This is a genomic window from Pseudomonas oryzihabitans NBRC 102199 (assembly GCF_000730625.1).
Lineage (GTDB): Bacteria > Pseudomonadota > Gammaproteobacteria > Pseudomonadales > Pseudomonadaceae > Chryseomonas > Chryseomonas oryzihabitans.
Genome location: NZ_BBIT01000025.1, coordinates 25787 through 52233, shown reverse-complemented (window position 1 = coordinate 52233; position 26447 = coordinate 25787). Strand labels below are relative to the sequence as shown.

At 64.4% G+C, this 26447-nt stretch carries 21 protein-coding genes, 2 tRNA genes and 1 pseudogene; 22 read left to right on the top strand and 2 right to left on the bottom strand.

Translation table 11 applies throughout. The annotated features are described in order from the left end of the window. Positions 1-22 precede the first annotated feature (22 nt). The 6 genes and pseudogenes from dapB to POR01S_RS22165 all read left to right on the top strand — a co-directional run bounded on the left by dapB (position 23) and on the right by POR01S_RS22165 (position 6966). Positions 23-829, top strand: a complete 807-nt coding sequence (dapB, locus tag POR01S_RS22190) for a 4-hydroxy-tetrahydrodipicolinate reductase (protein ID WP_007162662.1) — start codon at positions 23-25, stop codon at positions 827-829. Positions 830-1005: 176 nt separating this feature from the next. Further along, positions 1006-2142, top strand: a complete 1137-nt coding sequence (carA, locus tag POR01S_RS22185; protein ID WP_027599122.1) for a glutamine-hydrolyzing carbamoyl-phosphate synthase small subunit — start codon at positions 1006-1008, stop codon at positions 2140-2142. Between the two features lie 21 nt (positions 2143-2163). Continuing rightward, positions 2164-2820: pseudogene (gene leuE / locus POR01S_RS22180) on the top strand (leucine efflux protein LeuE). A gap of 21 nt (positions 2821-2841) precedes the next feature. Next, complete coding sequence (gene carB / locus POR01S_RS22175; RefSeq protein WP_042138399.1) at positions 2842-6063, top strand: carbamoyl-phosphate synthase large subunit; 3222 nt, start codon at positions 2842-2844, stop codon at positions 6061-6063. Continuing rightward, a complete protein-coding gene (gene greA / locus POR01S_RS22170; RefSeq protein WP_007162658.1) occupies positions 6060-6536 on the top strand; it encodes a transcription elongation factor GreA in 477 nt (158 codons plus the stop codon). The genes carB and greA overlap by 4 nt, the downstream gene beginning before the upstream one ends. Then, entirely contained in the window at positions 6514-6966 is a 453-nt protein-coding gene (locus POR01S_RS22165; protein ID WP_052382691.1) for a hypothetical protein, read from the top strand. Before greA ends, POR01S_RS22165 begins: the two co-directional genes overlap by 23 nt. Here the strand turns inward: POR01S_RS22165 and yhbY are convergent. Next, on the bottom strand, positions 6954-7265 hold the full coding sequence (gene yhbY / locus POR01S_RS22160; protein WP_017640628.1) for a ribosome assembly RNA-binding protein YhbY: 312 nt from the start codon (positions 7263-7265) through the stop codon (positions 6954-6956). The genes POR01S_RS22165 and yhbY overlap by 13 nt on opposite strands. Positions 7266-7796: 531 nt before the next feature. Here yhbY and ftsH point away from each other — a divergent pair. The 14 genes from ftsH to pnp all read left to right on the top strand — a co-directional run bounded on the left by ftsH (position 7797) and on the right by pnp (position 22156). After that, positions 7797-9713: an ATP-dependent zinc metalloprotease FtsH gene (gene ftsH, locus POR01S_RS22155; protein WP_027599119.1), complete on the top strand. Its 1917-nt coding sequence runs from the start codon at positions 7797-7799 to the stop codon at positions 9711-9713. Between the two features lie 7 nt (positions 9714-9720). After that, positions 9721-10584 carry a dihydropteroate synthase gene (gene folP, locus POR01S_RS22150; protein ID WP_027601366.1) on the top strand — a complete coding sequence of 288 codons (864 nt, stop codon included), beginning with the start codon at positions 9721-9723 and terminating at the stop codon, positions 10582-10584. Further along, entirely contained in the window at positions 10584-11921 is a 1338-nt protein-coding gene (gene glmM, locus POR01S_RS22145) for a phosphoglucosamine mutase (RefSeq protein WP_007162653.1), read from the top strand. The genes folP and glmM overlap by 1 nt, the downstream gene beginning before the upstream one ends. A 66-nt stretch (positions 11922-11987) precedes the next feature. Continuing rightward, the gene (tpiA, locus tag POR01S_RS22140; RefSeq protein WP_074585175.1) at positions 11988-12746 is read left to right on the top strand and encodes a triose-phosphate isomerase; all 759 of its coding nucleotides are present in this window, start codon (positions 11988-11990) and stop codon (positions 12744-12746) included. Further along, positions 12746-13126 carry a preprotein translocase subunit SecG gene (gene secG / locus POR01S_RS22135; RefSeq protein WP_027601368.1) on the top strand — a complete coding sequence of 127 codons (381 nt, stop codon included), beginning with the start codon at positions 12746-12748 and terminating at the stop codon, positions 13124-13126. Before tpiA ends, secG begins: the two co-directional genes overlap by 1 nt. Positions 13127-13142: 16 nt before the next feature. After that, positions 13143-13228, top strand: a tRNA-Leu gene (locus POR01S_RS22130). Between the two features lie 85 nt (positions 13229-13313). Continuing rightward, positions 13314-13390: transfer RNA gene (locus POR01S_RS22125), tRNA-Met, on the top strand. Between the two features lie 127 nt (positions 13391-13517). Beyond that, positions 13518-13976 (top strand): ribosome maturation factor RimP, encoded by a 459-nt coding sequence (rimP, locus tag POR01S_RS22120; RefSeq protein WP_007162650.1) that lies wholly within the window; start codon positions 13518-13520, stop codon positions 13974-13976. A gap of 49 nt (positions 13977-14025) precedes the next feature. Further along, entirely contained in the window at positions 14026-15498 is a 1473-nt protein-coding gene (nusA, locus tag POR01S_RS22115) for a transcription termination factor NusA (RefSeq protein ID WP_007162649.1), read from the top strand. A gap of 26 nt (positions 15499-15524) precedes the next feature. Continuing rightward, on the top strand, positions 15525-18083 hold the full coding sequence (gene infB, locus POR01S_RS22110; protein WP_027601369.1) for a translation initiation factor IF-2: 2559 nt from the start codon (positions 15525-15527) through the stop codon (positions 18081-18083). A gap of 132 nt (positions 18084-18215) precedes the next feature. Continuing rightward, positions 18216-18599, top strand: coding sequence for a 30S ribosome-binding factor RbfA (gene rbfA, locus POR01S_RS22105; protein WP_042138393.1), 384 nt, complete (start codon positions 18216-18218; stop codon positions 18597-18599). Between the two features lie 2 nt (positions 18600-18601). Continuing rightward, a complete protein-coding gene (gene truB, locus POR01S_RS22100) occupies positions 18602-19516 on the top strand; it encodes a tRNA pseudouridine(55) synthase TruB (protein ID WP_027601370.1) in 915 nt (304 codons plus the stop codon). 93 nt (positions 19517-19609) lie between these two features. Then, positions 19610-19879 (top strand): 30S ribosomal protein S15, encoded by a 270-nt coding sequence (rpsO, locus tag POR01S_RS22095; RefSeq protein ID WP_007162645.1) that lies wholly within the window; start codon positions 19610-19612, stop codon positions 19877-19879. Positions 19880-20053: 174 nt separating this feature from the next. Continuing rightward, the gene (gene pnp, locus POR01S_RS22090; protein ID WP_007162644.1) at positions 20054-22156 is read left to right on the top strand and encodes a polyribonucleotide nucleotidyltransferase; all 2103 of its coding nucleotides are present in this window, start codon (positions 20054-20056) and stop codon (positions 22154-22156) included. Positions 22157-22492: 336 nt separating this feature from the next. On the opposite strand, the gene POR01S_RS22085 is transcribed toward pnp, so the two are convergent. Next, positions 22493-23377: a LysR substrate-binding domain-containing protein gene (locus tag POR01S_RS22085; protein ID WP_007162643.1), complete on the bottom strand. Its 885-nt coding sequence runs from the start codon at positions 23375-23377 to the stop codon at positions 22493-22495. A gap of 113 nt (positions 23378-23490) precedes the next feature. Between POR01S_RS22085 and amaB the strand changes: the two genes are divergently transcribed. After that, positions 23491-24981, top strand: coding sequence for an L-piperidine-6-carboxylate dehydrogenase (gene amaB, locus POR01S_RS22080; protein WP_042138391.1), 1491 nt, complete (start codon positions 23491-23493; stop codon positions 24979-24981). Between the two features lie 24 nt (positions 24982-25005). Next, the gene (amaA, locus tag POR01S_RS22075) at positions 25006-26283 is read left to right on the top strand and encodes an L-pipecolate oxidase (protein WP_042138389.1); all 1278 of its coding nucleotides are present in this window, start codon (positions 25006-25008) and stop codon (positions 26281-26283) included. Positions 26284-26447: the final 164 nt, after the last annotated feature.

Genomic DNA, 26447 nt, shown 5'->3' with positions numbered 1-26447 from the left:
GGCCAGCAGCCTGGAGCTGATGATGCGACGTATAGCTGTAATGGGCGCCGCGGGGCGCATGGGCAAGACCCTGATCGAGGCGGTCCAGCAGACCCAGGGCGCTGCCGGTCTCACCGCCGCGGTGGATCGCCCGGAAAGCAGTCTGGTAGGTGCCGACGCCGGCGAACTCGCCGGTATCGGCCGCAACGGAGTGATGCTGTCGGGCGATCTGGCGCGGGTGCTGGATGATTTCGATGTGCTCATCGACTTCACCCATCCCAACGTGACCCTGCAGAATCTGGCGCTCTGCCGCAAGGCCAGGAAGGCCATGGTGATCGGCACCACCGGCTTCACCGCCGAGCAGAAGCTGACCCTGCTGGAAGCGAGCAAGGAAATTCCCATCGTCTTCGCCGCCAACTTCAGCGTCGGCGTCAATCTCTGCCTCAAGCTGCTCGACACCGCCGCCCGCGTGCTGGGTGACGAGGTCGACATCGAGATCATCGAGGCGCACCACAGGCACAAGGTCGATGCGCCTTCGGGGACCGCCTTGCGCATGGGCGAGGTCGTTGCCCAGGCGCTGGGTCGCGATCTGGAAGAGGTGGCCGTCTATGGCCGCGAGGGCCAGACCGGTGCCCGCGACCGCCAGACCATCGGCTTCGCCACCGTGCGCGCTGGCGACGTGGTGGGCGATCACACGGTGCTGTTCGCCAGCGAAGGCGAGCGGGTCGAGATCACCCACAAGGCCTCCAGCCGCATGACCTTCGCCAAAGGCGCGGTGCGCGCGGCCCTCTGGCTCAAGGACAAACAGCCGGCGCTATATGACATGCAGGACGTGCTGGAGTTGCGCTGATCCCCTTGCGGGGGTGCCAGCCGTGATCAATTCGTGTACAATGCAGCTTTAGTGTATCCACTAAAAGCTAGCGCAGAATGAAATCACAACATTAAAACGGGATGACTCTTCGAGATGTCATCCCGTTTTTTTGCACCCTGCGTTTGCCCGCCAAGGCTTGATTTTCGGAGGTCTTCTTGACTAAGCCAGCCATACTCGCACTTGCCGATGGCAGCATCTTTCGCGGTGAATCCATCGGTGCCGACGGCCACACGGTCGGCGAAGTGGTGTTCAACACCGCCATGACCGGCTACCAGGAAATCCTGACCGATCCTTCCTATGCGAAGCAGATCGTCACCCTGACCTATCCGCACATCGGCAACACCGGCACCACGCCGCAGGATGGCGAGGCCGCCCAGGTGTGGGCCGCCGGGCTGATCATCCGCGACCTGCCGCTGCTGGCCAGCAACTGGCGCAACAAGCAGTCGCTGCCGGACTATCTCAAGGAGAACGGCACCATCGCCATCGCCGGTATCGACACCCGTCGACTGACCCGCATCCTCCGCGAGAAGGGCGCTCAGGATGGCTGCATCCTTACCGGCGAAGACGCCACCGAGGAGCGCGCCCTGGAACTGGCCCGCGCCTTCCCCGGCCTCAAGGGCATGGACCTGGCCAAGGAAGTCAGCGTCAAGGAGCGCTACGAGTGGCGCTCCGGCGTCTGGTCGCTGGAAACCGACAGCCACGCCGAGATCCCGGCCGAGCAGCTGCCCTATCACGTGGTGGCCTTCGACTATGGCGTCAAGCTGAACATCCTGCGCATGCTGGTGGCCCGTGGCTGCCGCATCACCGTGCTGCCGGCCCAGACCCCGGCCAGCGAAGCCCTGGCGCTGCAACCCGACGGCATCTTCCTGGCCAACGGCCCGGGCGATCCCGAACCGTGCGACTACGCCATCAAGGCGATCCAGGACGTCCTGGAAACCGAGATTCCGGTGTTCGGCATCTGCCTGGGCCACCAGTTGCTGGCCCTGGCTTCCGGCGCCAAGACGGTGAAGATGCCCAACGGTCACCACGGCGCCAACCATCCGGTGCAGGATCTCGACAGCGGCGTGGTGATGATCACCAGCCAGAACCACGGTTTCGCCGTGGACGAGGCCAGCCTGCCGGCCAATGTGCGGGCCACCCACAAGTCGCTGTTCGATGGCACCCTGCAGGGCATCGAGCGTACCGACAAGGTCGCCTTCAGCTTCCAGGGTCACCCCGAGGCGAGCCCTGGCCCGCACGACGTGGCGCCGCTGTTCGACAAGTTCATCCAGGCCATGGCGGCACGCCGCTAAGACGGGAGGAGGGTAGCGCTCATGCTGGCGAATCTGGGTGTCATCGACTTCTGGACCTATGTGGTCGGGACCCTGTTCGTCATCCTGTTGCCCGGCCCCAATTCCTTCTTCGTGCTGGCCACCAGTGCCCAGCGCGGCATTCGCAGCGGCTACCAGGCGGCCTCGGCCGTGTTCCTCGGTGACGCCGTGCTGATGCTGCTCTCGGCGCTGGGCGTTGCCTCGCTGCTCAAGGCCGAGCCGCTGTTCTTCCAGATCCTCAAGTATCTGGGCGCGGCGTAGCTGTTCTACCTCGGCTGGGGCATGTTGCGCGGCGGACTCAAGTCCTGGCGCAGCCCGGCCCAGGGCCAGGCCGAGGCGACCCTGCGCGAAGACGTCCACCAGCCGTTCCGCAAGGCGCTGCTGCTGAGCCTGTCGAACCCGACGGCGATCCTGTTCTTCGTTTCCTTCTTCATCCAGTTCGTGGACCCCGGTTACGCCCATCCGGCGCTGTCCTTCCTGGTGCTGGGCGCGGTACTGGAAGCGATCAGCTTCTGCTACCTGTCGTTCCTGATTTTCTGCGGCGTTCGCCTGGCGGCCTGGTTCCGTCAGCGGCGTCGCCTCAGCGCGGGCGCCACCGGTGGCGTCGGCGCCCTGTTCGTGGGGTTCGGTGTGAAGCTGGCCACCGCAACCCTGACCTGATTACCTGCATTCGAGAAGCCCATGCCTAAGCGTACAGACATCAAGAGCATCCTGATCCTCGGGGCCGGCCCCATCGTCATCGGCCAGGCCTGCGAGTTCGACTATTCCGGCGCCCAGGCCTGCAAGGCCCTGCGCGAGGAAGGCTTCCGCGTCATCCTGGTGAACTCCAATCCGGCCACCATCATGACCGACCCGTCGATGGCCGACGCCACCTACATCGAGCCGATCAAGTGGGCCACCGTGGCCAAGATCATCGAGAAGGAGCGCCCCGACGCCCTGCTGCCGACCATGGGTGGCCAGACCGCGCTGAACTGCGCCCTGGACCTGGAGCGTCACGGCGTGCTGGAGAAATTCGGCGTCGAGATGATCGGTGCCAACGCCGACACCATCGACAAGGCCGAGGATCGCTCGCGCTTCGACAAGGCCATGAAGGATATCGGCCTGGCCTGCCCGGTCTCGGGCATCGCCCACAGCATGGAAGAAGCCTACGGCGTGCTGGAGAAGGTCGGCTTCCCCTGCATCATCCGGCCGAGCTTCACCATGGGTGGCACCGGTGGCGGCATCGCCTACAACCGCGAGGAATTCGAGGAGATCTGCACCCGCGGTCTGGACCTGTCGCCGACCAACGAGCTGCTGATCGACGAATCCCTGATCGGCTGGAAGGAATACGAGATGGAGGTGGTCCGCGACAAGAAGGACAACTGCATCATCGTCTGCTCCATCGAGAACTTCGATCCCATGGGCGTGCACACCGGTGACTCCATCACCGTGGCCCCGGCCCAGACGCTGACCGACAAGGAATATCAGATCATGCGCAACGCCTCCCTGGCGGTGCTGCGCGAGATCGGGGTCGAGACCGGCGGCTCCAATGTCCAGTTCGGCATCTGCCCCAACACCGGGCGCATGGTAGTGATCGAGATGAACCCGCGGGTGTCGCGTTCCTCGGCACTGGCCTCCAAGGCCACCGGCTTCCCCATCGCCAAGATCGCCGCCAAGCTGGCGGTCGGCTACACCCTGGACGAGCTGCAGAACGACATCACCGGCGGTCGTACCCCGGCGTCCTTCGAGCCGGCCATCGACTACGTGGTCACCAAGATCCCGCGCTTCGCCTTCGAGAAATTCCCCAAGGCCGATGCCCGTCTGACCACCCAGATGAAATCCGTGGGCGAGGTCATGTCCATCGGCCGTACCTTCCAGGAATCCCTGCAGAAAGCCCTGCGTGGCTTGGAAGTCGGCGTGGTCGGCTTCGATCCCAAGCTGGATCCGGCCGATCCCGAAGCCGACGGCACCCTCAAGCGCGAGCTGACCGTGCCGGGCGCCGATCGCATCTGGTACATCGGCGACGCCTTCCGCCAGGGCTACAGCCTGGACAAGGTCTTCGAGCTGACCCGCATCGATCCCTGGTTCCTGGTGCAGATCGAAGACCTGATCAAGGACGAGGAGCGCATCAAGACCCTGGGTCTGGCCGACCTCGACTACGACCTGATGCGCAAGCTCAAGCGCAAGGGCTTCTCCGATGCGCGCCTGGCCAAGCTGCTCGGCGTCACCGAGAAGAACCTGCGGGCCCATCGCCACAAGCTCAAGGTGCTGCCGGTGTACAAGCGGGTGGACACCTGCGCCGCCGAATTCGCCACCGATACCGCCTATCTCTACTCCACCTACGAGGAAGAGTGCGAGGCCAAGCCCAGCGGTCGCGACAAGATCATGATCCTCGGTGGCGGTCCCAACCGCATCGGCCAAGGCATCGAGTTCGACTACTGCTGCGTGCACGCGGCCCTGGCCATGCGTGAAGATGGCTACGAGACCATCATGGTCAACTGCAACCCGGAAACCGTCTCCACCGACTACGACACCTCCGATCGCCTGTTCTTCGAGCCGGTGACCCTGGAGGACGTACTGGAGATCGTCCGCGTCGAGCAGCCCAAGGGCGTCATCGTCCAGTACGGCGGCCAGACCCCGCTCAAGCTCTGCCGCGCCCTGGAAGAGGCCGGTGTGCCCATCATCGGCACCAGTCCCGACGCCATCGACCGCGCCGAAGACCGCGAACGCTTCCAGCAGATGGTGCAGCGCCTGAACCTGCGTCAGCCGGCCAACGCCACCGCGCGCAGCGAAGACGAGGCCCTGGCCCTGTCCAAGAACATCGGCTATCCGATGGTGGTCCGTCCCTCCTACGTGCTGGGCGGCCGCGCGATGGAGATCGTCTACCAGGAAGAAGAACTCAAGCGCTACATGCGCGAAGCGGTGAAGGTGTCCAACGACAGCCCCGTGCTGCTCGACCACTTCCTCAACTGCGCCATCGAGGTGGACGTGGATGCGGTGTGCGACGGCCAGACCGTGGTGATCGGCGCCATCATGCAGCACATCGAACAGGCCGGCGTGCACTCCGGTGACTCCGCCTGCTCGCTGCCGCCCTATTCGCTGCCCAAGCACATCCAGGACGAGATCCGCGAGCAGGTCAAGAAGATGGCCCTGGAGCTCGGCGTGATCGGTCTGATGAACGTGCAGATGGCCGTGCAGGGCGAAGACATCTACGTCATCGAGGTCAACCCGCGCGCCTCCCGTACCGTGCCCTTCGTCTCCAAGTGCATCGGCGAGTCCCTGGCCAAGGTGGCCGCCCGGGTCATGGCCGGCAAGACCCTGGCCGAAGTCGGCTTCACCCAGGAGATCATTCCGCCGTTCTTCAGCGTCAAGGAAGCGGTCTTCCCCTTCAACAAGTTCCCCGGCGTCGACCCCATTCTCGGCCCGGAGATGAAGTCCACCGGCGAGGTGATGGGCGTTGGCGACAGCTTCGGCGAAGCCTTCGCCAAGGCCCAGCTGGGTGCCAACGAGATCCTGCCGAACTCCGGCTGCGCCTTCATCAGCGTGCGTGACGACGACAAGCCCGAAGCCGTGCAGGTCGCTCGCGATCTGGTCGGCCTCGGCTTCGAGGTCGTCGCCACCGCCGGTACCGCGCGGGTGATCGAGGCGGCCGGTCTGCCGGTGCGTCGCGTGAACAAGGTGACCGAAGGCCGTCCCCATGTGGTCGACATGATCAAGAACGACGAGGTCACCCTGATCATCAACACCACCGAAGGCCGGCAGTCCATCGCCGATTCCTACTCGATCCGCCGCAACGCGCTGCAGCACAAGCTGTGCTGCACCACCACCATTGCCGGCGGCCAGGCCATTTGCGAAGCTTTGAAATTCGGCGCCGAGAAGACCGTGCGCCGGCTGCAAGATCTGCATGCAGGAGTTAAGGCATGACCAAGTACCCCATGACCGTCCAGGGCGCCCGTGCCCTGGAGGACGAGCTCAAGCACCTCAAGACCGAGCTGCGTCCGCAGATCACCCAGGCCATCGCCGAAGCGCGTGAGCTGGGTGACCTCAAGGAGAACGCCGAGTACCACGCCGCCCGCGAACAGCAGGGCATGGTCGAGGCGCGGATCCGCGATATCGAAGGGCGCCTGCAGAATGCTCAGGTGATCGATGTGACCGCCCTGCCGCACACCGGCAAGGTGATCTTCGGTACCACCGTGGAGATCGCCAACACCGAGACCGACGAGACCGTGACCTACCAGATCGTCGGTGACGACGAGGCGGACATCAAGCAGGGCAAGCTGTCGGTGGGTTCGCCCATCGCCCGCGCCCTGATCGGCAAGGAAGAGGGGGACGTGGTGCTGGTGAAGACCCCGGGTGGCGATGTCGAATACGAAATTGTCGCCGTCCGTCACGTCTGATCGTCGCGCCAGCGGCTGGCTCGCCAGGCTGCTCGCAGCAGCCTGGCAGCTGGCTCAGGTGTTCTGGGTCGGTCCGCTGGTCGCCCTGCACCTGTGCATCCCCGTGGCGCTCGCCCAGGCGGGCTGGGCACCGCTGCTGATCCAGTCCGGGCGTGAAGAGTTGCTGCGCATGATGCTCAGCGCCGCAGGCGGTGGGGTCTTTACCCAGATCGTGGTGCTGGTGTGGTGGGCCGGCGTGGGCGCCCTGTGGCGCGATCTGCGCGGCCAGCTGCTGCTGGCCAGTGCGCTGGCTGTCGTGCTGCAGAACGAACTGGCGCGCTTCTGGACTGGGCCGACCGCCCTGGCCGGCTACCTGGTCCTGCTGCTCTGCGGTCTGATCCTGGTGCTGCAGCCCGTTCCTGGGCGTGCGCCGGACAGTCAGACGGTATAGCGCACCACGTTGGAGAGATTGCGATTCTGCTCGCGCGCCTTGCGGTAGATCAGCGCCATCTTGCCGATGACCTGCACCAGCTCCGCCTTGCTCGACGCGCACAGTTCGTCGATCAGGGCCCGGCGGTCTTCCCGCTCCGTGACGGCCAGCTTGATCTTGATCAGCTCGTGATCGTTGAGCGCACGGTCGAGCTCGCCCAGCACGCCTTCGCTCAGGCCGTTCTCGCTGATGGTGACCACCGGCTTGAGTTGATGACCGATCGCCTTGAACCGCTTTTTAAGCTCGTTGTTGAGCGCCATAATTCACCCCGGATAAAAGCCGGACAGTTTATCCCAGCTGCCACGTGCCGCCCAGCGATACGCGAAAACTTACCCGCGCGCCCTGCAACGCCTGCCTGGTCGGCTCAAGGAACACCGCGACGGGCCTCCGGTCAAGTCGGTGCGCCACGAAGACCTCGTCGCGAGCATCGAAGGGCCTTGTTATTTTTCATGGGGCCCCCATATGAGCGAGCTGAGTGCGATGGATCGATCCAGGGGCCTGCGGGACGAAGATGGCGTGAGTCCTTCGAGCAGGGCTCTGGCGCCGCCGTCCGCGTCGCGGGACCAGATCGCCCCAGCAATATCTATTGGGTCGCGGTTTTAGGGGCAATTGAGAGAATTGATGGCCGCAACGTCTGCCTTGCCCTAGAGTCAAAGGCAGAAGACTCATATAGCGTTACAGACGATGTCTGCCGTGGGCCAGGCTTTGTGTAGTAACTTACCGGTCACTGCCGGTTTCGCTTCGAACGGTTTACCCACGAAACCGGCGCAGAGGGTAGTCAATTGAACGACATGGCAAAGAATCTGATCCTGTGGCTGATCATCGCCGCGGTGCTCGTCACCGTGATGAACAACTTCTCCAGCCCCAACGAACCCCAGACGCTCAACTACTCCGACTTCATCCAGCAGGTGAAGGACGGGCAGATCGAGAGCGTGACCGTGGATGGCTATGTCATCACCGGTAAGCATCGTGATGGCGATCCCTTCAAGACCATCCGTCCGGCGATCCAGGACAATGGCCTGATCGGCGATCTGGTCAACAACAGCGTCACCATCACCGGCAAGCAGCCCGAGCAGCAGAGCATCTGGACTCAGTTGCTGGTGGCCAGCTTCCCGATCCTGGTGATCATCGCCGTCTTCATGTTCTTCATGCGCCAGATGCAGGGAGGCGCTGGCGGTCGCGGCGGTCCCATGAGCTTTGGCAAGAGCAAGGCGCGACTGCTGTCGGAAGACCAGGTCAAGACCACCTTCGCCGATGTCGCCGGTTGCGACGAAGCCAAGGAAGAAGTCACCGAGCTGGTCGAATTCCTCCGTGATCCAGGCAAGTTCCAACGCCTGGGTGGTCGTATTCCCCGCGGTGTCCTGATGGTCGGCTCGCCGGGTACCGGCAAGACGCTGCTGGCCAAGGCCGTGGCCGGTGAGGCCAAGGTGCCGTTCTTCACCATTTCCGGTTCGGATTTCGTCGAAATGTTCGTCGGTGTCGGCGCCAGCCGCGTCCGTGACATGTTCGACCAAGCCAAGAAGCACGCGCCCTGCATCATCTTCATCGACGAGATCGATGCGGTCGGTCGCCACCGTGGCAACGGCATGGGCGGTGGTCACGACGAGCGCGAGCAGACCCTGAACCAGCTGCTGGTCGAGATGGATGGCTTCGAGATGAACGATGGCATCATCGTCATCGCTGCTACCAACCGTCCTGATGTGCTCGACCCGGCCCTGCTGCGTCCCGGCCGCTTCGATCGCCAGGTGGTGGTCGGTCTCCCGGACATCCGCGGTCGCGAACAGATCCTCAAGGTGCACATGCGCAAGGTGCCGGTCGGCGAGCGCGTGGACGCCGGCGTCATCGCCCGCGGTACCCCGGGTTTCTCCGGTGCCGATCTGGCCAACCTGGTCAACGAGGCTTCGCTGTTCGCCGCCCGCGCTAACAAGCGCATCGTCGACATGCGCGAGTTCGAGCTGGCCAAGGACAAGATCATGATGGGCGCAGAGCGCAAGACCATGGTCATGTCCGAGAAGGAGAAGCGCAACACCGCCTACCACGAAGCGGGTCACGCCATCGTCGGTCGCCTGGTGCCCGAACACGATCCGGTCTACAAGGTCTCCATCATTCCTCGTGGTCGCGCACTGGGCGTAACCATGTTCCTCCCCGAGGAGGACCGCTACAGCCTATCCAAGCGTGCGCTGGAAAGTCAGATCTGCTCGCTGTTCGGCGGCCGTATCGCCGAGGAAATGACCCTGGGCTTCGAGGGGGTGACCACCGGTGCCTCCAACGACATCATGCGCGCGACCTCCCTGGCGCGGAACATGGTCACCAAGTGGGGCCTGTCCGAGAAACTCGGCCCGCTGCTGTATGGCGAGGAAGAGAACGAAGGCTATCTGGGTCGTTCGGGTGGTGGCGGCGCCGGCAACATGTCGGGCGAGACCGCCAAGCAGATCGACCTGGAAATTCGCCGGATCATCGACGACTGCTATGGCACGGCTAAGCGCCTGTTGGACGAGAACCGCGACAAGCTCGAACTCATGGCCGATGCCCTGATGAAGTACGAGACCATCGACTCCGATCAGATCGACGACATCATGGCCGGCAAGGTCCCGCGTGAGCCGCGTGACTGGCATGACCGTGGCGGTCCTACCGGTGACGCTCCGGCGCCGCAGAGTGGTAGCGATCGTCCGGAAACCCCCATCGGTGGTCCGGCCGGAGAACACTGAAACACCCATGTTCAATCCGCTTCCTTCGACCCGATTGCCTTGCGGCAATCGGGTTCTTGTTTTTGACGCGCCCAAAGTCATGGGCATCCTCAACGTCACTCCCGACTCCTTTTCCGATGGTGGTCGCTATACGGCGGTCGAGAGCGCCCTGCGCCATGCCGAGGGAATGGTGTCGGCGGGTGCGGCCATCATCGATGTCGGGGGCGAGTCCACGCGCCCGGGGGCGCCCGCAGTATCCGAAGCGGAAGAGCTCGATCGGGTCGTGCCGGTGATCGAGGCGATCGCCCGCGAGCTCGATGTCGTGATTTCCATGGATACTTCCACGCCCGCGGTCATGCGCGAAGGCGCCAGGGCGGGTGCCGGTCTGATCAATGACGTGCGCTCGCTGCGTCGGCCCGGTGCCCTCGAGACGGCGGCCGCGACCGACCTGGCGATCTGCCTGATGCACATGCGCGGCGAGCCCGGCACCATGCAGCAGGCGCCCGTCTATGCCGATGTCGCAGGCGAGGTAGGCGCCTTTCTCGCCGAGCAGGTGGCCCGCTGCGAAGCGGTCGGCATCTCCCGTCAGCGGCTGGTGCTGGATCCAGGCTATGGCTTCGCCAAGACCCTCGAGCACAACCTCGAACTGTTCAGGCGACAGGCCGAGTTGCTCGCCTTTGGGCTACCCTTGCTGGTGGGTGTCTCGCGCAAGAGCATGATCGGCGCGGTCACCGGGCGGCCTGTGGAAGGTCGTCTGGCGGGCGGTCTGGCCCTGGCGGCGCTGGCACTGGTCAAGGGCGCGCAGATCCTCAGGGTCCATGATGTGGCGGAAACGGTGGACGTGGTGAAGATGATCACCGCAGTCGAAGGCTTCAGGCAGGAACAGAACTGATGGCAAGAAAGTATTTTGGAACCGATGGCATTCGCGGCAAGGTCGGGACGTATCCCATTACCCCGGATTTCATGCTCAAGCTGGGCTGGGCGGCCGGTATCGCCTTTCGCAGCCGCGGTGGTTGCCGGGTGCTGGTCGGCAAGGACACCCGCAACTCGGGCTACATGTTCGAATCGGCACTGGAAGCCGGGCTGTCCGCCGCCGGCGCCGACGTCATGCTGCTCGGTCCCATGCCCACGCCAGGGATCGCCTACCTGACGCGGACCTTCCAGGCCAGCGCCGGCATCGTTATCAGTGCGTCGCACAATCCCTACTACGACAATGGCATCAAGTTCTTTTCCGGCGCCGGCACCAAGCTGCCCGATGAACTCGAGACCATGATCGAGGAACTGCTCGATACGCCCATGACCGTGGTCGACTCGGCGCGTATCGGCAAGGTCTCGCGCATCAATGATGCCGCCGGGCGCTACATCGAGTTCTGCAAGAGCAGTGTGCCTACCGGGACCAGCTTCGCCGGCATGAAGATCGTGCTGGATTGCGCCAATGGCGCTACCTACAAGATCGCGCCCAGCGTCTTCCGCGAACTGGGGGCGGACGTCAGCGTGCTGGGCGTGCAGCCGGACGGACTCAACATCAACAAGGATTGCGGCTCCACTCACCTGGAAGGGCTGCAGCAGGCAGTGCTCGACCAGCATGCCGACATTGGCATCGCCTTCGATGGCGACGGCGACCGGGTGCTGATGGTGGATCACACCGGGGCGGCGGTAGATGGCGACGAGCTCCTCTATCTGATCGCTCGCGACCTCAAGCGCCGCGGCCGCCTCGAGGGTGGGGTGGTAGGTACCCTGATGAGCAATCTCGGACTCGAGCTGGGCCTGGCCGAGCTGGATATTCCCTTCGTGCGCGCCAAGGTCGGGGATCGCTATGTGATGGCCGAACTGCTGGAGCGCAACTGGGTGCTGGGGGGCGAGAATTCCGGGCACGTGGTCTGCTGCCAGTACACCACCACCGGAGACGCCACCATCGCCGCGCTGCAGGTGCTGATCGCCCTGCGCAATGCCGGCCAGACCCTGGCCCAGGCGCGCATGGCGCTGCGCAAGTGCCCGCAGGTGCTGATCAACGTGAGATTCGGTGGCGGCCAGGATCCCCTGGAGCATCCACGGGTCAAGCAGGCCAGTGCCGAGGTGACCGAGAAGATGGCCGGCAAGGGACGGGTGCTGCTGCGCAAATCCGGGACCGAGCCGCTGTTGCGGGTCATGGTCGAGGGCGAGAACGAACGAGAGGTGCGGGCCCATGCGGAAGCCCTCGCTCAGTTGATAACCGAGGTATGTGCTTGATTTGCTTGCATGCTTGTTTTCGATTGAGTAACATCTGCGCCCACTTCGCTCCCTGAGGTAAAACGCATGCGTCGTTCCCTGGTTGCCGGTAACTGGAAAATGCATGGCTCGCTGCAAGGCGTGTCGGCGCTGGTCGCAGGCTTGAAAGGGTTGGATGGCGCGGCGGGTGTCGATGTCGTGGTGATTCCGACATTGGTGCATCTGCCAGGGGTGGCTGAAGCGTTGGCGGGAACGTCGCTGATGGTGGGAGCTCAGACCTGTGCTCCCGTCGCGGGCGAGAAGGCTCTGACTGGTGAGGTGTCCTCGACCCAGTTGGCAGAATTCGGTTGCCGCTACGTACTGGTGGGGCACTCCGAGCGACGTGCGCTGCTAGGCGAGGATGATGTGGTGGTGGCGAAGAAATTCGCGGCCATTCAGGAGGGCGGGATGATTCCCGTGCTCTGCGTCGGCGAAACCCGTGAGGAGCGGGAGGCCGAGCGCACTCTGGACGTGGTGGGTGGCCAGCTGAAGGCGGTCATCGATGCGGTTGGAGTGGCAGCGTTCGCCAATGCCGTCGTGGCCTACGAGCCGGTCTGGGCGATAGGTACGGGGCTCACGGCGACGCCGGAGCAGGCGCAAGAGGTTCATGCGGCGATTCGCGCCCTGGTGCGCGAGGCCGATGCTGGGGTCGCTGAAGGCCTTCAGTTGTTGTATGGCGGCAGTGTCAAGGCCGCCAACGCTGCCGAATTGTTCGGCATGCCGGATATCGATGGGGGGCTGGTAGGTGGGGCCTCCCTGAATGCTGAAGAGTTCAGTGCGATTTGCCGCGCTGCAGGACGTGGATAATGTTGGAAACTGCAGTTGTCGTGATCCACTTGCTGATGGCGCTTGGCCTGATCGTGCTGGTATTGATGCAGCAGGGCAAGGGTGCCGAAGCCGGTGCATCCTTTGGTGCGGGCGCCTCGGGTACCGTATTCGGTAGCCAAGGTTCTGCTACCTTTCTGAGTCGCTTTACTGCTATACTAGCCGCGGTTTTTTTCGCGACTAGCCTGGGTCTGGCGTACTTCGCCAAGAACCATGCGCTGAGTCTGCGCGAAGTGGGTCTGCCCACTCAGCCGGTCCAGCAGGCTCCTCAGCCGAAGCAGGATGGTAACGATGTTCCCCTGAGCCAGCCTAGCGCTGCCCAGGGTGGTACTTCCGGGGACGTGCCCCAGGAGTCCAAGTAGGTTTCAAAAGTTTCATGCCGAAGTGGTGGAATTGGTAGACACGCTATCTTGAGGGGGTAGTGGCCACAGGCTGTATGGGTTCGAGTCCCATCTTCGGCACCAAATAGCAAAGACGTCCTGCAGGACGCGGCGAGAGAGTAGGTTGACTCCTAGAGTTCAGTTGAATATAATCTCGCTCCAGCTTTGACGCGGGGTGGAGCAGTCTGGTAGCTCGTCGGGCTCATAACCCGAAGGTCGTTGGTTCAAATCCAGCCCCCGCAACCAGTTTTTTAAAGCCCCTTTATAGGGGCTTTTTGTTGGCTGGACAGTTCGGGTCGCGCTTTCTTGCGCAGACCTCTTAGGGATGGGCGTAATGCCCATTTTTTATTCTCAAAAAACGCGAGGCAACCAGGTGTCGAGCAAGCTAGAACAGTTGCAGGCCTTGCTGGCCCCCGTCGTCGAGGCGCTTGGCTATGTCTGCTGGGGTGTCGAGTACATCTCCCAAGGGCGGCATTCGCTACTGCGTGTCTATATCGATCATCCCAACGGCATTCTCGTCGAAGATTGCGAGGCCGTCAGTCGCCAGGTAAGTGGCGTACTCGATGTGGAAGATCCCATCACCAATGAATACACCCTCGAGGTGTCTTCCCCCGGTATGGATAGACCGCTGTTCACGCTGGAGCAATTCGCTGCCCACGCCGGTGAACAGGTCAAGGTCAAACTTCGGTCGCCCTTCGAAGGGCGACGTAATTTCCAGGGTTTGCTGCGCGGTGTGGAAGACCAGGACGTCGTGGTGCAGGTGGACGAGCATGAGTATCTGCTGCCCATCGAGATGATCGACAAGGCCAACGTCGTTCCCCGTTTCGAGTGATTTGAGCGCGAGACCGCGGATCCCAAGGATTGCGAATACGAGGCGTAAGATGAGCAAAGAAGTTCTGCTGGTAGTGGAATCTGTTTCGAACGAGAAGGGTGTTCCACCCGGCGTCATCTTCGAGGCACTGGAGTTGGCTCTCGCCACGGCTACCAAGAAGCGCTATGAAGAAGATGTGGATCTGCGGGTGTCGATCAACCGACACAACGGCAGCTACGAAACCTTCCGTCGCTGGACCGTGGTGGAAGACGAAGACTATCAGCTGCCCGATTCGCATCTGACGGTGGAAGACGCCCAGGAAGAGCATCCCGGCGTCAAGGCCGGTGAAGTGATCGAAGAAAAGATCGAGTCCATCGAATTCGGTCGGATCGCCGCCCAGACCGCCAAGCAGGTGATCGTGCAGAAGGTGCGCGAGGCCGAGCGGGCTCAGGTGGTGGACGCCTATCGCGAGAAGGTCGGCGAGATCATCTCCGGTACCGTCAAGAAGGTCACCCGTGACAGCGTGATCGTCGACCTGGGCAACAATGCCGAGGCGCTGCTGCCGCGCGAGCACATCATTCCCCGCGAGACCTTCCGCATGGGCGTGCGTCTGCGTGCCCTGCTCAAGGAAATCCGCACGGAGAACCGCGGTCCGCAGCTGATGCTGTCGCGTACCGATCCGCAGATGCTGATCGAGCTGTTCCGCATCGAGGTGCCGGAAATTTCCGAGCAGCTGATCGATGTCATGGCCGCCGCCCGGGATCCGGGTTCGCGGGCCAAGATCGCCGTCCGTTCCAAGGACAAGCGCATCGATCCCCAGGGTGCCTGCATCGGCATGCGCGGTTCGCGCGTCCAGGCGGTATCCGGTGAGCTGGGTGGCGAGCGGGTCGACATCGTCCTCTGGGACGACAATCCGGCGCAGTTCGTCATCAACGCCATGGCCCCGGCCGAAGTCGCCTCGATCATCGTCGACGAAGACAGCCGTACCATGGACATCGCCGTCGCCGAGGACAACCTGGCCCAGGCCATTGGCCGTGGCGGTCAGAACGTGCGCCTGGCCAGTCAGCTGACCGGCTGGACGCTCAACGTGATGACCGAGGCGGACATCAACGCCAAGCAGCAGGCCGAGACCGGCGACATCATCCAGCGCTTCATCGACGAGCTGGATGTCGACGAGGAGCTGGCGCAGGTGCTGGTGGAAGAAGGCTTCACCTCCCTCGAGGAAGTGGCCTACGTGCCCATGGAAGAGATGCTCAACATCGATGGCTTCGACGAAGACATCGTCAACGAGCTGCGTACCCGGGCCAAGGATCGCCTGCTGACCCGGGCCATCGCGACCGAAGAACAGAAGAGCCCCAGCGAAGATCTGCTGACCCTCGACGGCATGGACCCCCAGCTCGCCAGCGCGCTGGCCCAGCGTGGCGTGGTGAATCGCGAAGAGCTCGCCGAGCAGTCGATCGACGACCTGCTCGACATCAACGGCATGACCGAAGAGCGTGCCGGCAAGCTGATCATGGCTGCCCGTGCCCATTGGTTCGAGTAAGCGGCGCAGTCTGAGGAGAGAAGTGCATGACGCAAGTCACGGTGAAAGAACTGGCCCAAACGGTCAATACGCCGGTGGAACGTCTGCTACAGCAGATGCGCGAGGCAGGTCTGACGCACAGCAGTGCTGAGCAGCTGGTGAGCGATGCGGAGAAGCAGGCCCTGCTGACGCATCTCAAGGGGACGGCGCAGCTCGACGAGCCGAGCAAGATCACCCTGCAGCGCAAGACCCAGACCACGCTGAAAGTGGCCGGCAGCAAGACAGTCAGCGTCGAAGTGCGCAAGAAGAAGACCTTCGTCAAGCGCAGTACCGCTGAACTCGAGGCCGAACAGCGCCGCGAGCAGGAAGCCCAGCGCGCGGCCGACGAGGCTGCGGCCCAGGCACGTGCCGAGGAAGAAGCTCAGCGCGCCGCCGAAGCGGCTGCCCAGCAGCAGGCCGAAGCCGCTGCCCAGGCCGCGCAGCAGCAGGCGGTCGCCGCCGAGGCTGCGACACCGGCCGCGTCGGAAGCCCCGGCCGTGGTGGCCGAGCAGCAACCCGCTGCCGAGGCTGCCGCCGAGGTCAAGAAGGCCGATCCGGCCGGCGAGCGCAAGCGCGAAGAGCCGCGTCGTCCCGTGCATCCTGCGCCGAGCAGCAAGCGCGACGAAGACGAGCGTCGCGAGCGCAAGAACGCCCAACATCGCCCGTCGATCAAGGACAAGGTCGCAGCTCCCCGTACCGTGCGCAGTGGCGACGACGAGGAAGAAGGCTTTGGCCGGCGCGGTGGTCGCGGTGGCAAGTCGCGACTCAAGAAGCGAAACCAACACGGGTTCCAGAGCCCGACAGGACCTGTAGTGCGCGAAGTCAATCTAGGCGAGACCATCACCGTCTCTGAGCTTGCTCAGCAGATGTCGGTGAAGGCCGCCGAAGTCATCAAGTTCATGTTCAAGATGGGGTCTCCCGCCACCATCAACCAGGTGCTCGACCGCGAGACGGCGCAGCTGGTGGCCGAAGAGCTGGGCCACAAGGTCAAGCTGGTCAACGAGAACGCGCTGGAAGATCAGCTGGCCGAGTCCCTCAAGTTCGAGGGCGGCAAGGCCCTGCACCGCGCGCCGGTGGTGACCGTCATGGGTCACGTCGACCACGGCAAGACCTCGCTGCTGGACTACATCCGTCGCGCCAAGGTCGCGTCGGGCGAAGCCGGTGGCATCACCCAGCACATCGGTGCCTACCACGTGGAAACCGAGCGTGGCATGGTGACCTTCCTGGATACCCCTGGCCACGCCGCGTTCACCGCGATGCGTGCCCGCGGTGCCAAGGCCACCGACATCGTCATCCTGGTCGTCGCGGCCGATGACGGCGTCATGCCGCAGACCGAGGAAGCCATCCAGCACGCCAAGGCGGCGGGTGTACCCATCGTCGTGGCGGTCAACAAGATCGACAAGCCCGATGCCGACCCGGATCGCGTCAAGCACGATCTGGCCGGTCGTCAGGTGATCCCGGAAGAGTGGGGCGGCGACACCCAGTTCGTACACGTCTCGGCCAAGGCCGGTACCGGCGTCGACGAACTGCTCGAAGCCATCCTGCTGCAGGCCGAGGTCCTGGAACTGACCGCTACCCCGGAAGCACCCGGTCGCGGCGTGGTCATCGAATCGCGCCTGGACAAGGGTCGTGGTCCGGTGGCTACCGTGCTGGTGCAGAACGGTACCCTGCGTCAGGGCGACATGGCCCTGGTCGGCGTCAACTTCGGCCGCATCCGCGCCATGCTCGACGAGAACGGCAAGCCGATCAAGGAAGCCGGTCCGTCCATCCCGGTCGAGATCCTTGGCCTGGACGGCACCCCGGATGCCGGTGACGAGCTCACCGTGCTGACCGACGAGAAGAAGGCCCGCGAAGTGGCGCTGTTCCGTCAGGGCAAGTTCCGCGAGATCAAGCTGGCCCGCGCTCACGCCGGCAAGCTCGAGAACATCTTCGAGAACATGGGCCAGGACGAGAAGAAGACCCTCAACATCGTGCTCAAGTCCGATGTGCGGGGCTCCCTCGAGGCGCTGCAGGGCTCGCTGTCCGGTCTGGGCAACGACGAAGTCCAGGTGCGGGTGGTCGGCGGTGGCGTCGGTGGCATCACCGAGAGCGATGCCAACCTGGCGCTGGCTTCCAATGCCGTGCTGTTCGGCTTCAACGTCCGGGCCGATGCCGGGGCGCGGAAGATCGTCGAGCAGGAAGGCCTCGACATGCGCTACTACAACGTCATCTACGACATCATCGAAGACGTGAAGAAGGCGCTGACCGGCATGCTGGGCAGTGACGTCCGGGAGAACATCCTGGGTATCGCCGAGGTGCGTGACGTCTTCCGTTCGCCCAAGTTCGGCGCCGTCGCCGGCTGCATGGTCACCGAGGGCATGGTGCACCGCAATCGTCCGATCCGCGTCCTGCGCGAAGACGTGGTCATCTTCGAAGGCGAGCTGGAATCCCTGCGTCGCTTCAAGGATGACGTGGCCGAAGTCCGTGCCGGCATGGAATGCGGTATCGGCGTGAAGAGCTACAACGACGTACGCGTCGGCGACAAGATCGAGGTGTTCGAGAAGGTTCAGGTCGCCCGTTCGCTGTAACGACGACCCTGCACCAGGACGGCAGGTCGCGGACCTGGCAGAACCCTGCCAGGTCCGGACTTGCCGTTCGCGTTTCCAAGGTTCATGGCTGGCAGGCCTGGTGTCTGCGGCCTTTCGTACGAGAGTTTCGACATGGCCAAAGAATTCAGCCGTACCCAGCGCATCGGTGATCAGATGCAGCGTGAACTGGCACTGCTGATCCAGCGCGAGATCAAGGATCCGCGACTGGGCATGGTGACCATCACCGGTGTGGACGTCGCGCGCGACCTGTCCCATGCCAAGGTGCACATCACCGTCCTGGGCAAGAACGACGATGCCGACGCCATCAAGCAGAACATCGGCATCCTCAAGGACGCCGCCGGCTTCCTGCGCCAGCAGCTGGGCCGGGCGATGAAGCTGCGCACCGTTCCGCAACTGAGCTTCCAGTACGACGAGAGCATCCGTCGCGGTGCCCAGCTGTCGGCCCTGATCGAGCGCGCGGTCGCCGAAGATCGTCGCCACGAAGGGGAGGAATAGGGGTGGCCCAGGTCAAGCGTATTCGCCGCCAGGTGCACGGCGTGCTGGTGCTGGACAAGCCGCGCGGCTTCTCCTCCAACGCCGCCCTGCAAAAGGTCCGCTGGCTGCTCAATGCCGAGAAGGCCGGACACACCGGTAGCCTGGATCCCCTGGCTACCGGCGTGCTGCCACTGTGCTTCGGCGAGGCCACCAAGTTTTCCCAGTACCTGCTGGATGCCGACAAGGGCTACAGCACCGTGGCGCAACTGGGCGTCACCACCACCACCGGCGATGCCGAGGGTGAAGTGCTGGAGCGACGGGCGGTCGCGGTCGATGAAGCGGCCATCCAGGCGGCGCTGCCGGCCTTCCGCGGCCAGATAGAGCAGATTCCGCCGATGTATTCGGCGCTCAAGCGCGACGGTCAGCCGCTGTACAAGCTGGCGCGTGCCGGGGAAGTAGTGGAGCGCGAGGCGCGTTCTGTTACTATTGCCCGTCTGGAACTGCTGGCGTTGCAGGAAGATCGCGCGACGCTGGAAGTGGCCTGCAGCAAGGGCACCTATGTGCGTACCCTGGTCGAAGACCTCGGCGCCCGTCTTGGCTGTGGTGCCCATGTGGCCGAGTTGCGCCGCACCCAGGCCGGCCCCTTTGGCCTGGCGCAGGCCATCAGCCTGGAAGAGCTGGAGGCGGCGCACGCCGAAGGCGGTTCCGAAGCGCTGGATCGCTTCCTGCTGCCGGTCGACAGTGGCCTGGAGCACTGGCCGCTGGTGCAGTTGACGCAGCACAGCGCCTACTACTGGTTGCACGGTCAGCCCGTTCGGGCGGCCAATGCACCGAAATTCGGCTTGATGCGGGTGCAGGACGACCAAGGTCGTTTCATCGGCATCGGCGAGATTGACGACGAGGGGCAGGTTGCTCCCCGTAGACTGATTCGGTCCTAGACCGATACCGAGGGTGGCTGTCAGCAGGCACGGTCACACCTCTTTCCTTAAGCACGGGATCCATCCCGGCCTGTTCCTCAGAGGAGCCCTATCATGGCACTGAGCGTTGAAGACAAAGCCCAGATCGTAAACGAGTTCAAGCAGAGCGAAGGCGACACCGGTTCCCCGGAAGTGCAGGTTGCCCTGCTGTCCGCCAACATCGACAAGCTGCAAGGTCACTTCAAGGCCAACGGCAAAGATCACCACAGCCGTCGTGGTCTGATCCGTATGGTCAACCAGCGTCGTAAGCTGCTGGACTACCTGAAGTCCAAGGACACCTCTCGTTACAGCGCACTGATCGCTCGCCTGGGCCTGCGTCGTTAATACGATGCAGACCTGCTGCAAGCAGTCTGAAGCTGGAGGTCGGCTCGCGCCGGCCTCCGGCTTTTTTGCTTGAGAGGCCGACAGAATCGGCCTGCGTCACCCGGAGATCAGCGAGGGTCCGAATCCCTCTGGTCGCCCCCGTTTCCCCCAAGGCAATAAAGAGAAGGAAAGACTGTGAATCCAGTAATCAAGCAATTCAAGTTCGGTGAGCAGACCTTCACCCTGGAAACCGGCCGCATCGCGCGCCAGGCGACCGGTGCCGTGCTGGTCTCCACCGAAGACGTCAGCGTGCTGGTCACCGTGGTCGGTGCCAAGCAGCCCGCCGTCGGCAAGGACTTCTTCCCGCTGTCCGTGCACTACCAGGAGAAGACCTACGCCGCTGGCCGCATCCCCGGTGGCTACTTCAAGCGTGAAGGCCGTCCTTCCGAGAAGGAAACCCTGACCTCGCGCCTGATCGATCGCCCGATCCGCCCGCTGTTCCCCGAAGGCTTCCTCAACGAAGTCCAGGTGGTCTGCACCGTGGTCAGCACCAACAAGAAGTCCGATCCGGACATCGCCGCCATGATCGGCACCTCCGCCGCCCTGGCCATCTCCGGCATTCCCTTCGCCGGTCCCATCGCCGCTGCGCGCGTGGGCTACCACAGTGAACTGGGCTACCTGCTGAACCCCAGCTACGAGCAGCTGCAGAGCTCCAGCCTGGACATGGTCGTGGCCGGTACCCGTGACGCCGTGCTGATGGTGGAATCCGAAGCCGACGAGCTGACCGAAGACCAGATGCTGGGTGGCGTGCTGTTCGCCCACGAAGAATTCCAGGTGGCCATCGAGGCCATCAGCCAGTTCGCCGCCGAAGCCGGCAAGCCGACCTGGAACTGGCAGGCACCCGCCGAGAACACCGCCCTGGTCGAGGCCGTCAAGGCCGAGGTCGGCGAGGCCGTGTCCCGTGCCTACACCATCACCATCAAGCAGGACCGCTATGCGGCCCTGGGCGCCCTGCGTGACCAGGCCATCGCCAAGCTGGCCGGCGAGAACGGCCAGTACAGCGAAGCCGAGGTCAAGGAGACCTTCGGTCTGCTGGAATACCGCACCGTGCGCCAGAACATCGTCGACGGCAAGCCGCGTATCGACGGCCGCGACACCCGCACCGTTCGCCCGCTGCAGATCGAAGTCGGCACCCTGAAGAAGACCCACGGTTCGGCGCTGTTCACCCGTGGCGAAACCCAGGCCCTGGTCACCGCGACCCTGGGTACCGCCCGCGATGCCCAACTGCTGGACACCCTGGAAGGCGAGCGTCGTGACAGCTTCATGCTGCACTACAACTTCCCGCCCTTCTCGGTCGGCGAGTGCGGCCGCATGGGCAGCCCGGGCCGTCGCGAGATCGGTCACGGCCGCCTGGCCCGTCGTGGCATCCAGGCCATGCTGCCGACCCAGGAAGCCTTCCCCTACAGCATCCGCGTGGTCTCCGAGATCACCGAGTCCAACGGCTCCAGCTCCATGGCCTCGGTCTGCGGTGCCTCTCTGGCGCTGATGGACGCCGGTGTGCCGGTCAAGGCCCCGGTTGCCGGTATCGCCATGGGTCTGGTCAAGGAAGGCGAGAAGTTCGCCGTCCTGACCGACATCCTGGGTGACGAAGATCACCTGGGCGACATGGACTTCAAGGTGGCCGGTACCGCCAAGGGCGTTACCGCCCTGCAGATGGACATCAAGATCAACGGCATCACCGAAGAGATCATGGAGATCGCCCTGGAGCAGGCGCTGGAAGCGCGTCTGAATATCCTGGGTCAGATGAACCAGGTGATCTCCGAGTCCCGCGCCGAGCTGTCGGAAAACGCCCCGACCATGCTGGCGATGAAGATCGACCAGGACAAGATCCGCGACGTGATCGGCAAGGGTGGCGCCACCATCCGCGGTATCTGCGAAGAGACCAAGGCTTCGATCGATATCGAAGACGACGGCACCATCAAGATCTACGGCGAGACCCGCGAAGCGGCTGAAGCGGCCAAGCAGCGCGTTCTGGGCATCACTGCCGAGGCCGAGATCGGCAAGATCTACGTCGGCAAGGTGGAGCGCATCGTCGACTTCGGCGCCTTCGTCAACATCCTGCCGGGCAAGGACGGTCTGGTGCACATCTCGCAGATCAGCGATCAGCGCATCGAGAAGGTCACCGACGTCCTCAAGGAAGGTCAGGAAGTGAAGGTGCTGGTGCTGGACGTGGACAACCGCGGTCGCATCAAGCTGTCGATCAAGGACGTGGCGGCGGCGGAAGCCTCCGGCGTCTGAGACGACCCTGCATGAAAAAAACCCGGCCTCGGCCGGGTTTTTTCGTTTCGGGTACGGGTGCCGGGGACCTTTGTATCGCGGCCATGCCGGTGCGCCGTAGCGACTGTTTCTACAGGGGGTGATGCAACTGTCCTATCGCTATAGGAATACACCCGTAGCGGGGAAAACGGCGCAGCCTTTTCCACTTCAGACCTCGTGGCAAGGGCGCGCCCTCACCCCCAACCCTCTCCCGAAGGAGAGGGGGTTATCCGAGCCGGCATTAGCCCCGGCTAGATAGCGATACACCGGCGTGCCTCCCGCTGTAGGAGCGACCCATGGCCGCGATTGGCCCAGGCATTACGCCTTCTCGCGAATCCATTCGATGAAGCTGCGCACCTTGGGCACCTCGGCCATCTGTTCCGGATAGGCCAGCCAGTAGGCGTGGGGGCTGGCCAGGCGGTGGGGCCAGGCGAGCACCAGGCGGCCGGAGGCCAGCTCTTCGGCCACCAGGAATTCCGGCAGCAGCGCCACACCGCAGCCTTCCTGGGCGGCGCGGGCACAGAGGGTAAAGGTGTCGAAGCGCGGCCCGTGATGGCTGTGCACCTCCTCGCGCCCGAGGCTGGCGTACCAGTCGTGCCAGGACTCCGGGCGGGTGGTGTTCTGCAACAGCACGAAGTCCACCAGTTGCTCCGGTCCGGCGATGCCCTCGGCGGGCAGCAGATCCGGTGCGCAGACCGCGACCATATGCTCGTGCAGCAGCAGTTCGCACTCGGCACCCGGCCAGCTGCCGTGTCCATAGAACAGCGCCACGTCATGGCGGGGATCGCGGAAGTCCACCGGTTCCAGGGCACTGGAGACGTCCAGGTGGATGTTGGGAAAGCGCAGGCGCCAGCCCTTCAACCGCGGCACCAGCCAGCGTTCGCCAAAGGTCGGCGGGGTGGCCACGCGCAGCACCTCGGTCTCGCCGCCATAGGATCTCAGGTAGCGCGCCGACATCTCCAGCTGGTTGAGGATCTTGTCCACCTCGGCCAGGTAGAGCGCGCCCGCGGGCGTGAGTTGCAGGCGACGGCGGACCCGGCGAAACAGGCTGTGCTGCAGCAGGTCCTCGAGCTGGGCGACCTGCTTGCTGACGGCGCTCTGGGTCAGGGCCAGTTCGTCGGCCGCGCGGGTAAAGCTCAGGTGACGCGCGACCGCCTCGAAGCACTGCATGGCGGTAATGGACGGCAGATGGCGACGTTGCATGAGCGGACTCGCGGCATGAAAAAAGGGAATGATATGCCGAGCAAAGGTCGGTTGTCCGGCGCCGCTGGGCTGACCATACTCAGGGACGATTCCCACTCTGCGGAGACCTCAGCATGAGCAAGGCCCTGTTGGAACGCCTCGGCGTTCCTGTCCAGCACTACACCCAAGGCGAGCACCGGGTGCATTCCCCCATCGATGGTAGCCAACTGGGCAGCGTCGCCTTGGAAAGCGCCGCCGAGGTGGAGCAGAAGATCTCCCGTGCCGAGCGGGCCTTCCAGGCCTGGCGGGCGGTGCCGGCGCCGCGGCGTGGCGAACTGGTGCGGCTGCTGGGTGAAGAGCTGCGCGCGCACAAGGCCGATCTCGGCGAGCTGGTGTCCTGGGAAGCCGGCAAGATCACCCAGGAAGGCCTGGGCGAAGTCCAGGAGATGATCGACATCTGCGACTTCGCCGTGGGCCTGTCGCGGCAGCTCTATGGTCTGACCATTGCCTCCGAGCGCCCTGGTCATCACATGCGCGAAAGCTGGCAGCCGCTGGGGGTGGTGGGCATCATCAGTGCCTTCAACTTCCCGGTGGCGGTCTGGTCGTGGAACGCCGCCCTGGCCCTGGTCTGTGGCAATCCGGTGATCTGGAAGCCCTCGGAAAAGACCCCGCTGACCGCCCTGGCCTGCCAGGCGCTGTTCGAGAAGGCCCTGGCGCGCTTTGGCGATGCCCCGGCCGATCTGAGCCAGGTCATCGTGGGCGATCGCGCCGCCGGTGAAGCCCTGGTGGACGATCCGCGGGTGGCACTGGTGAGCGCCACGGGTAGCACCCGCATGGGTCGCGAGGTAGGACCCCGGGTTGCGGCGCGCTTCGGCCGCAGCATCCTCGAGCTGGGCGGCAACAATGCCATGATCCTCGCGCCGAGCGCCGATCTGGACATGGCGGTGCGTGCCATCCTGTTCAGCGCCGTCGGCACCGCCGGCCAGCGCTGCACCACCCTGCGCCGGCTGATCGCCCATCGTTCGGTCAAGGACGAGATCGTCGCCCGACTCAAGACCGCCTATGCCAAAGTCCGCATCGGTCATCCGCTGGAGGGCAACCTGATCGGTCCGCTGATCGACGCGGCCAGTTTCCAGGCCATGCAGGGCGCGCTGGAGCAGGCGCGTGGCGAGGGTGGGGTGGTCTATGGCGGCGAGCGCCAGCTGGCCGACAGGTATCCCGAGGCCTACTACGTGGCGCCGGCCATCGTCGAGATGCCCGAGCAGAGCGAGGCGGTGCGCCACGAGACCTTCGCGCCCATCCTCTATGTGCTGACCTATGGCGATTTCGACGAGGCGGTGGCTCTGAACAACGCCGTGCCCCAGGGCCTGTCGTCCTGCATCTTCACCACCGACGTGCGCGAGGCCGAGGCCTTCATGTCGGCGACCGGCAGCGACTGCGGCATCGCCAACGTCAACATCGGACCGAGCGGTGCCGAGATCGGTGGCGCCTTCGGTGGCGAGAAGGAAACCGGCGGTGGCCGCGAATCCGGCTCCGATGCCTGGAAGGCCTACATGCGCCGCCAGACCAACACCGTCAACTATTCCCGCCAGCTGCCGCTGGCCCAGGGCATCGTCTTCGACTGAGTGGATCCGCCAGGAGCGCAGAGAATGCAGTTGCGTGAAGAGTGCCTGTGGGAGCGGCTGTATCCGGCGGTGCCGGGTGCACCGCTGCAGGGCGAGCGTGACACCGAGGTCTGCGTCATCGGCGGTGGTTACACCGGCCTGTCCACCGGCCTGCACCTGGCGCAGGCCGGGCGGCGGGTGGTGGTGCTGGAGGCCCATGGCGTCGGCCATGGCGGCTCCGGGCGCAATGTGGGGCTGGTCAATGCCGGCATGTGGATCCCGCCGGACGAGGCGGTGGCCACCCTGGGACCGGAGGTCGGCGAGCGTCTGCTGGGGGTGATGGGCGATGCGCCGAGTCAGGTGTTCGCCCTCATCGAGCGCTATGGCATCGACTGCCAGCCGCGCCGCGCCGGCACCCTGCACATGGCGCACAGTGCCAAGGGCCTGGCCGATCTCGGTCAGCGTGCCGAGCAATGGCAGCGCCGCGGCGCCCGGGTCGAGCTGCTGGAAGGCGAAGCCTGCTACAGCGCCTGTGGTACCCGCGACATCAGTGGTGCGCTGCTCGATCATCGCGCCGGTACCCTGGTGCCCATGGGGTATGCCCTGGGCCTGGCCAGGGCGCTGCGCCAGGAAGGCGGCGAGTTGTTCGAGCAGAGTTCGGTGCAGCGCCTGCAGCGGATCGGCGAACGCTGGCAGGTGGAAACCCCCCAGGGGCGGGTCACCGCCGACCAGGTGGTGATCGCCTCCAACGCCTACACCGAAGGCGAATGGACCACCCTGCGCAAGCAATTCTTCCCGGGCTACTACTACCAGGTGGCCTCGCGGCCCCTCGGCCCGAAGGCGGATTTCATCCTGCCCCAGGGCCGTGGCTCCTGGGACACCCGGACGGTGCTCAGCAGCATCCGCCGCGATGCCGATGGCCGTCTGCTGCTGGGCAGTCTCGGCAACATGGCGGGGCGGCCGGCCGGCTTCATCCGCGCCTGGGCCGATCGCATCCAGCGGCACTATTTCCCCGCGCTCGGACGGGTCGAGTGGGAATGCAGCTGGACGGGCCGCATCGGCTTCACGCCCGATCATCTGATGCGACTGTTCGAACCGGCGCCGGGCCTGCTGGCGGTGACCGGCTACAACGGACGGGGGGTCACCACGGGCACGGTGGTGGGGCAGGCCTTTGCCCGCTATCTGTGCAGTGGCGATCGCCACGACCTGCCGCTGCCCCTGGCAGGGCTGGATGCCAATCCGGTCGGCCAGTGGCGCAGCCTGATGTACGAAGCCGGCTTCACCCTCTATCACGCCGGGCAATGCCTGCGCGTGGTGCTCTAGCGACCCCGCCATACCTGCTGTCACCGGCCCTCGGGCCGGGCGATAACGCGCCGAAGCGGCCGATTTGCGCATCCCGACCCGTGCAAGTCGGCCGCTTTTTTCTGGCTGTCCACCACTGCAAGCAGGTCGAGAGAACGGCAGATCCGCCCGGGGCCTGCGACCGC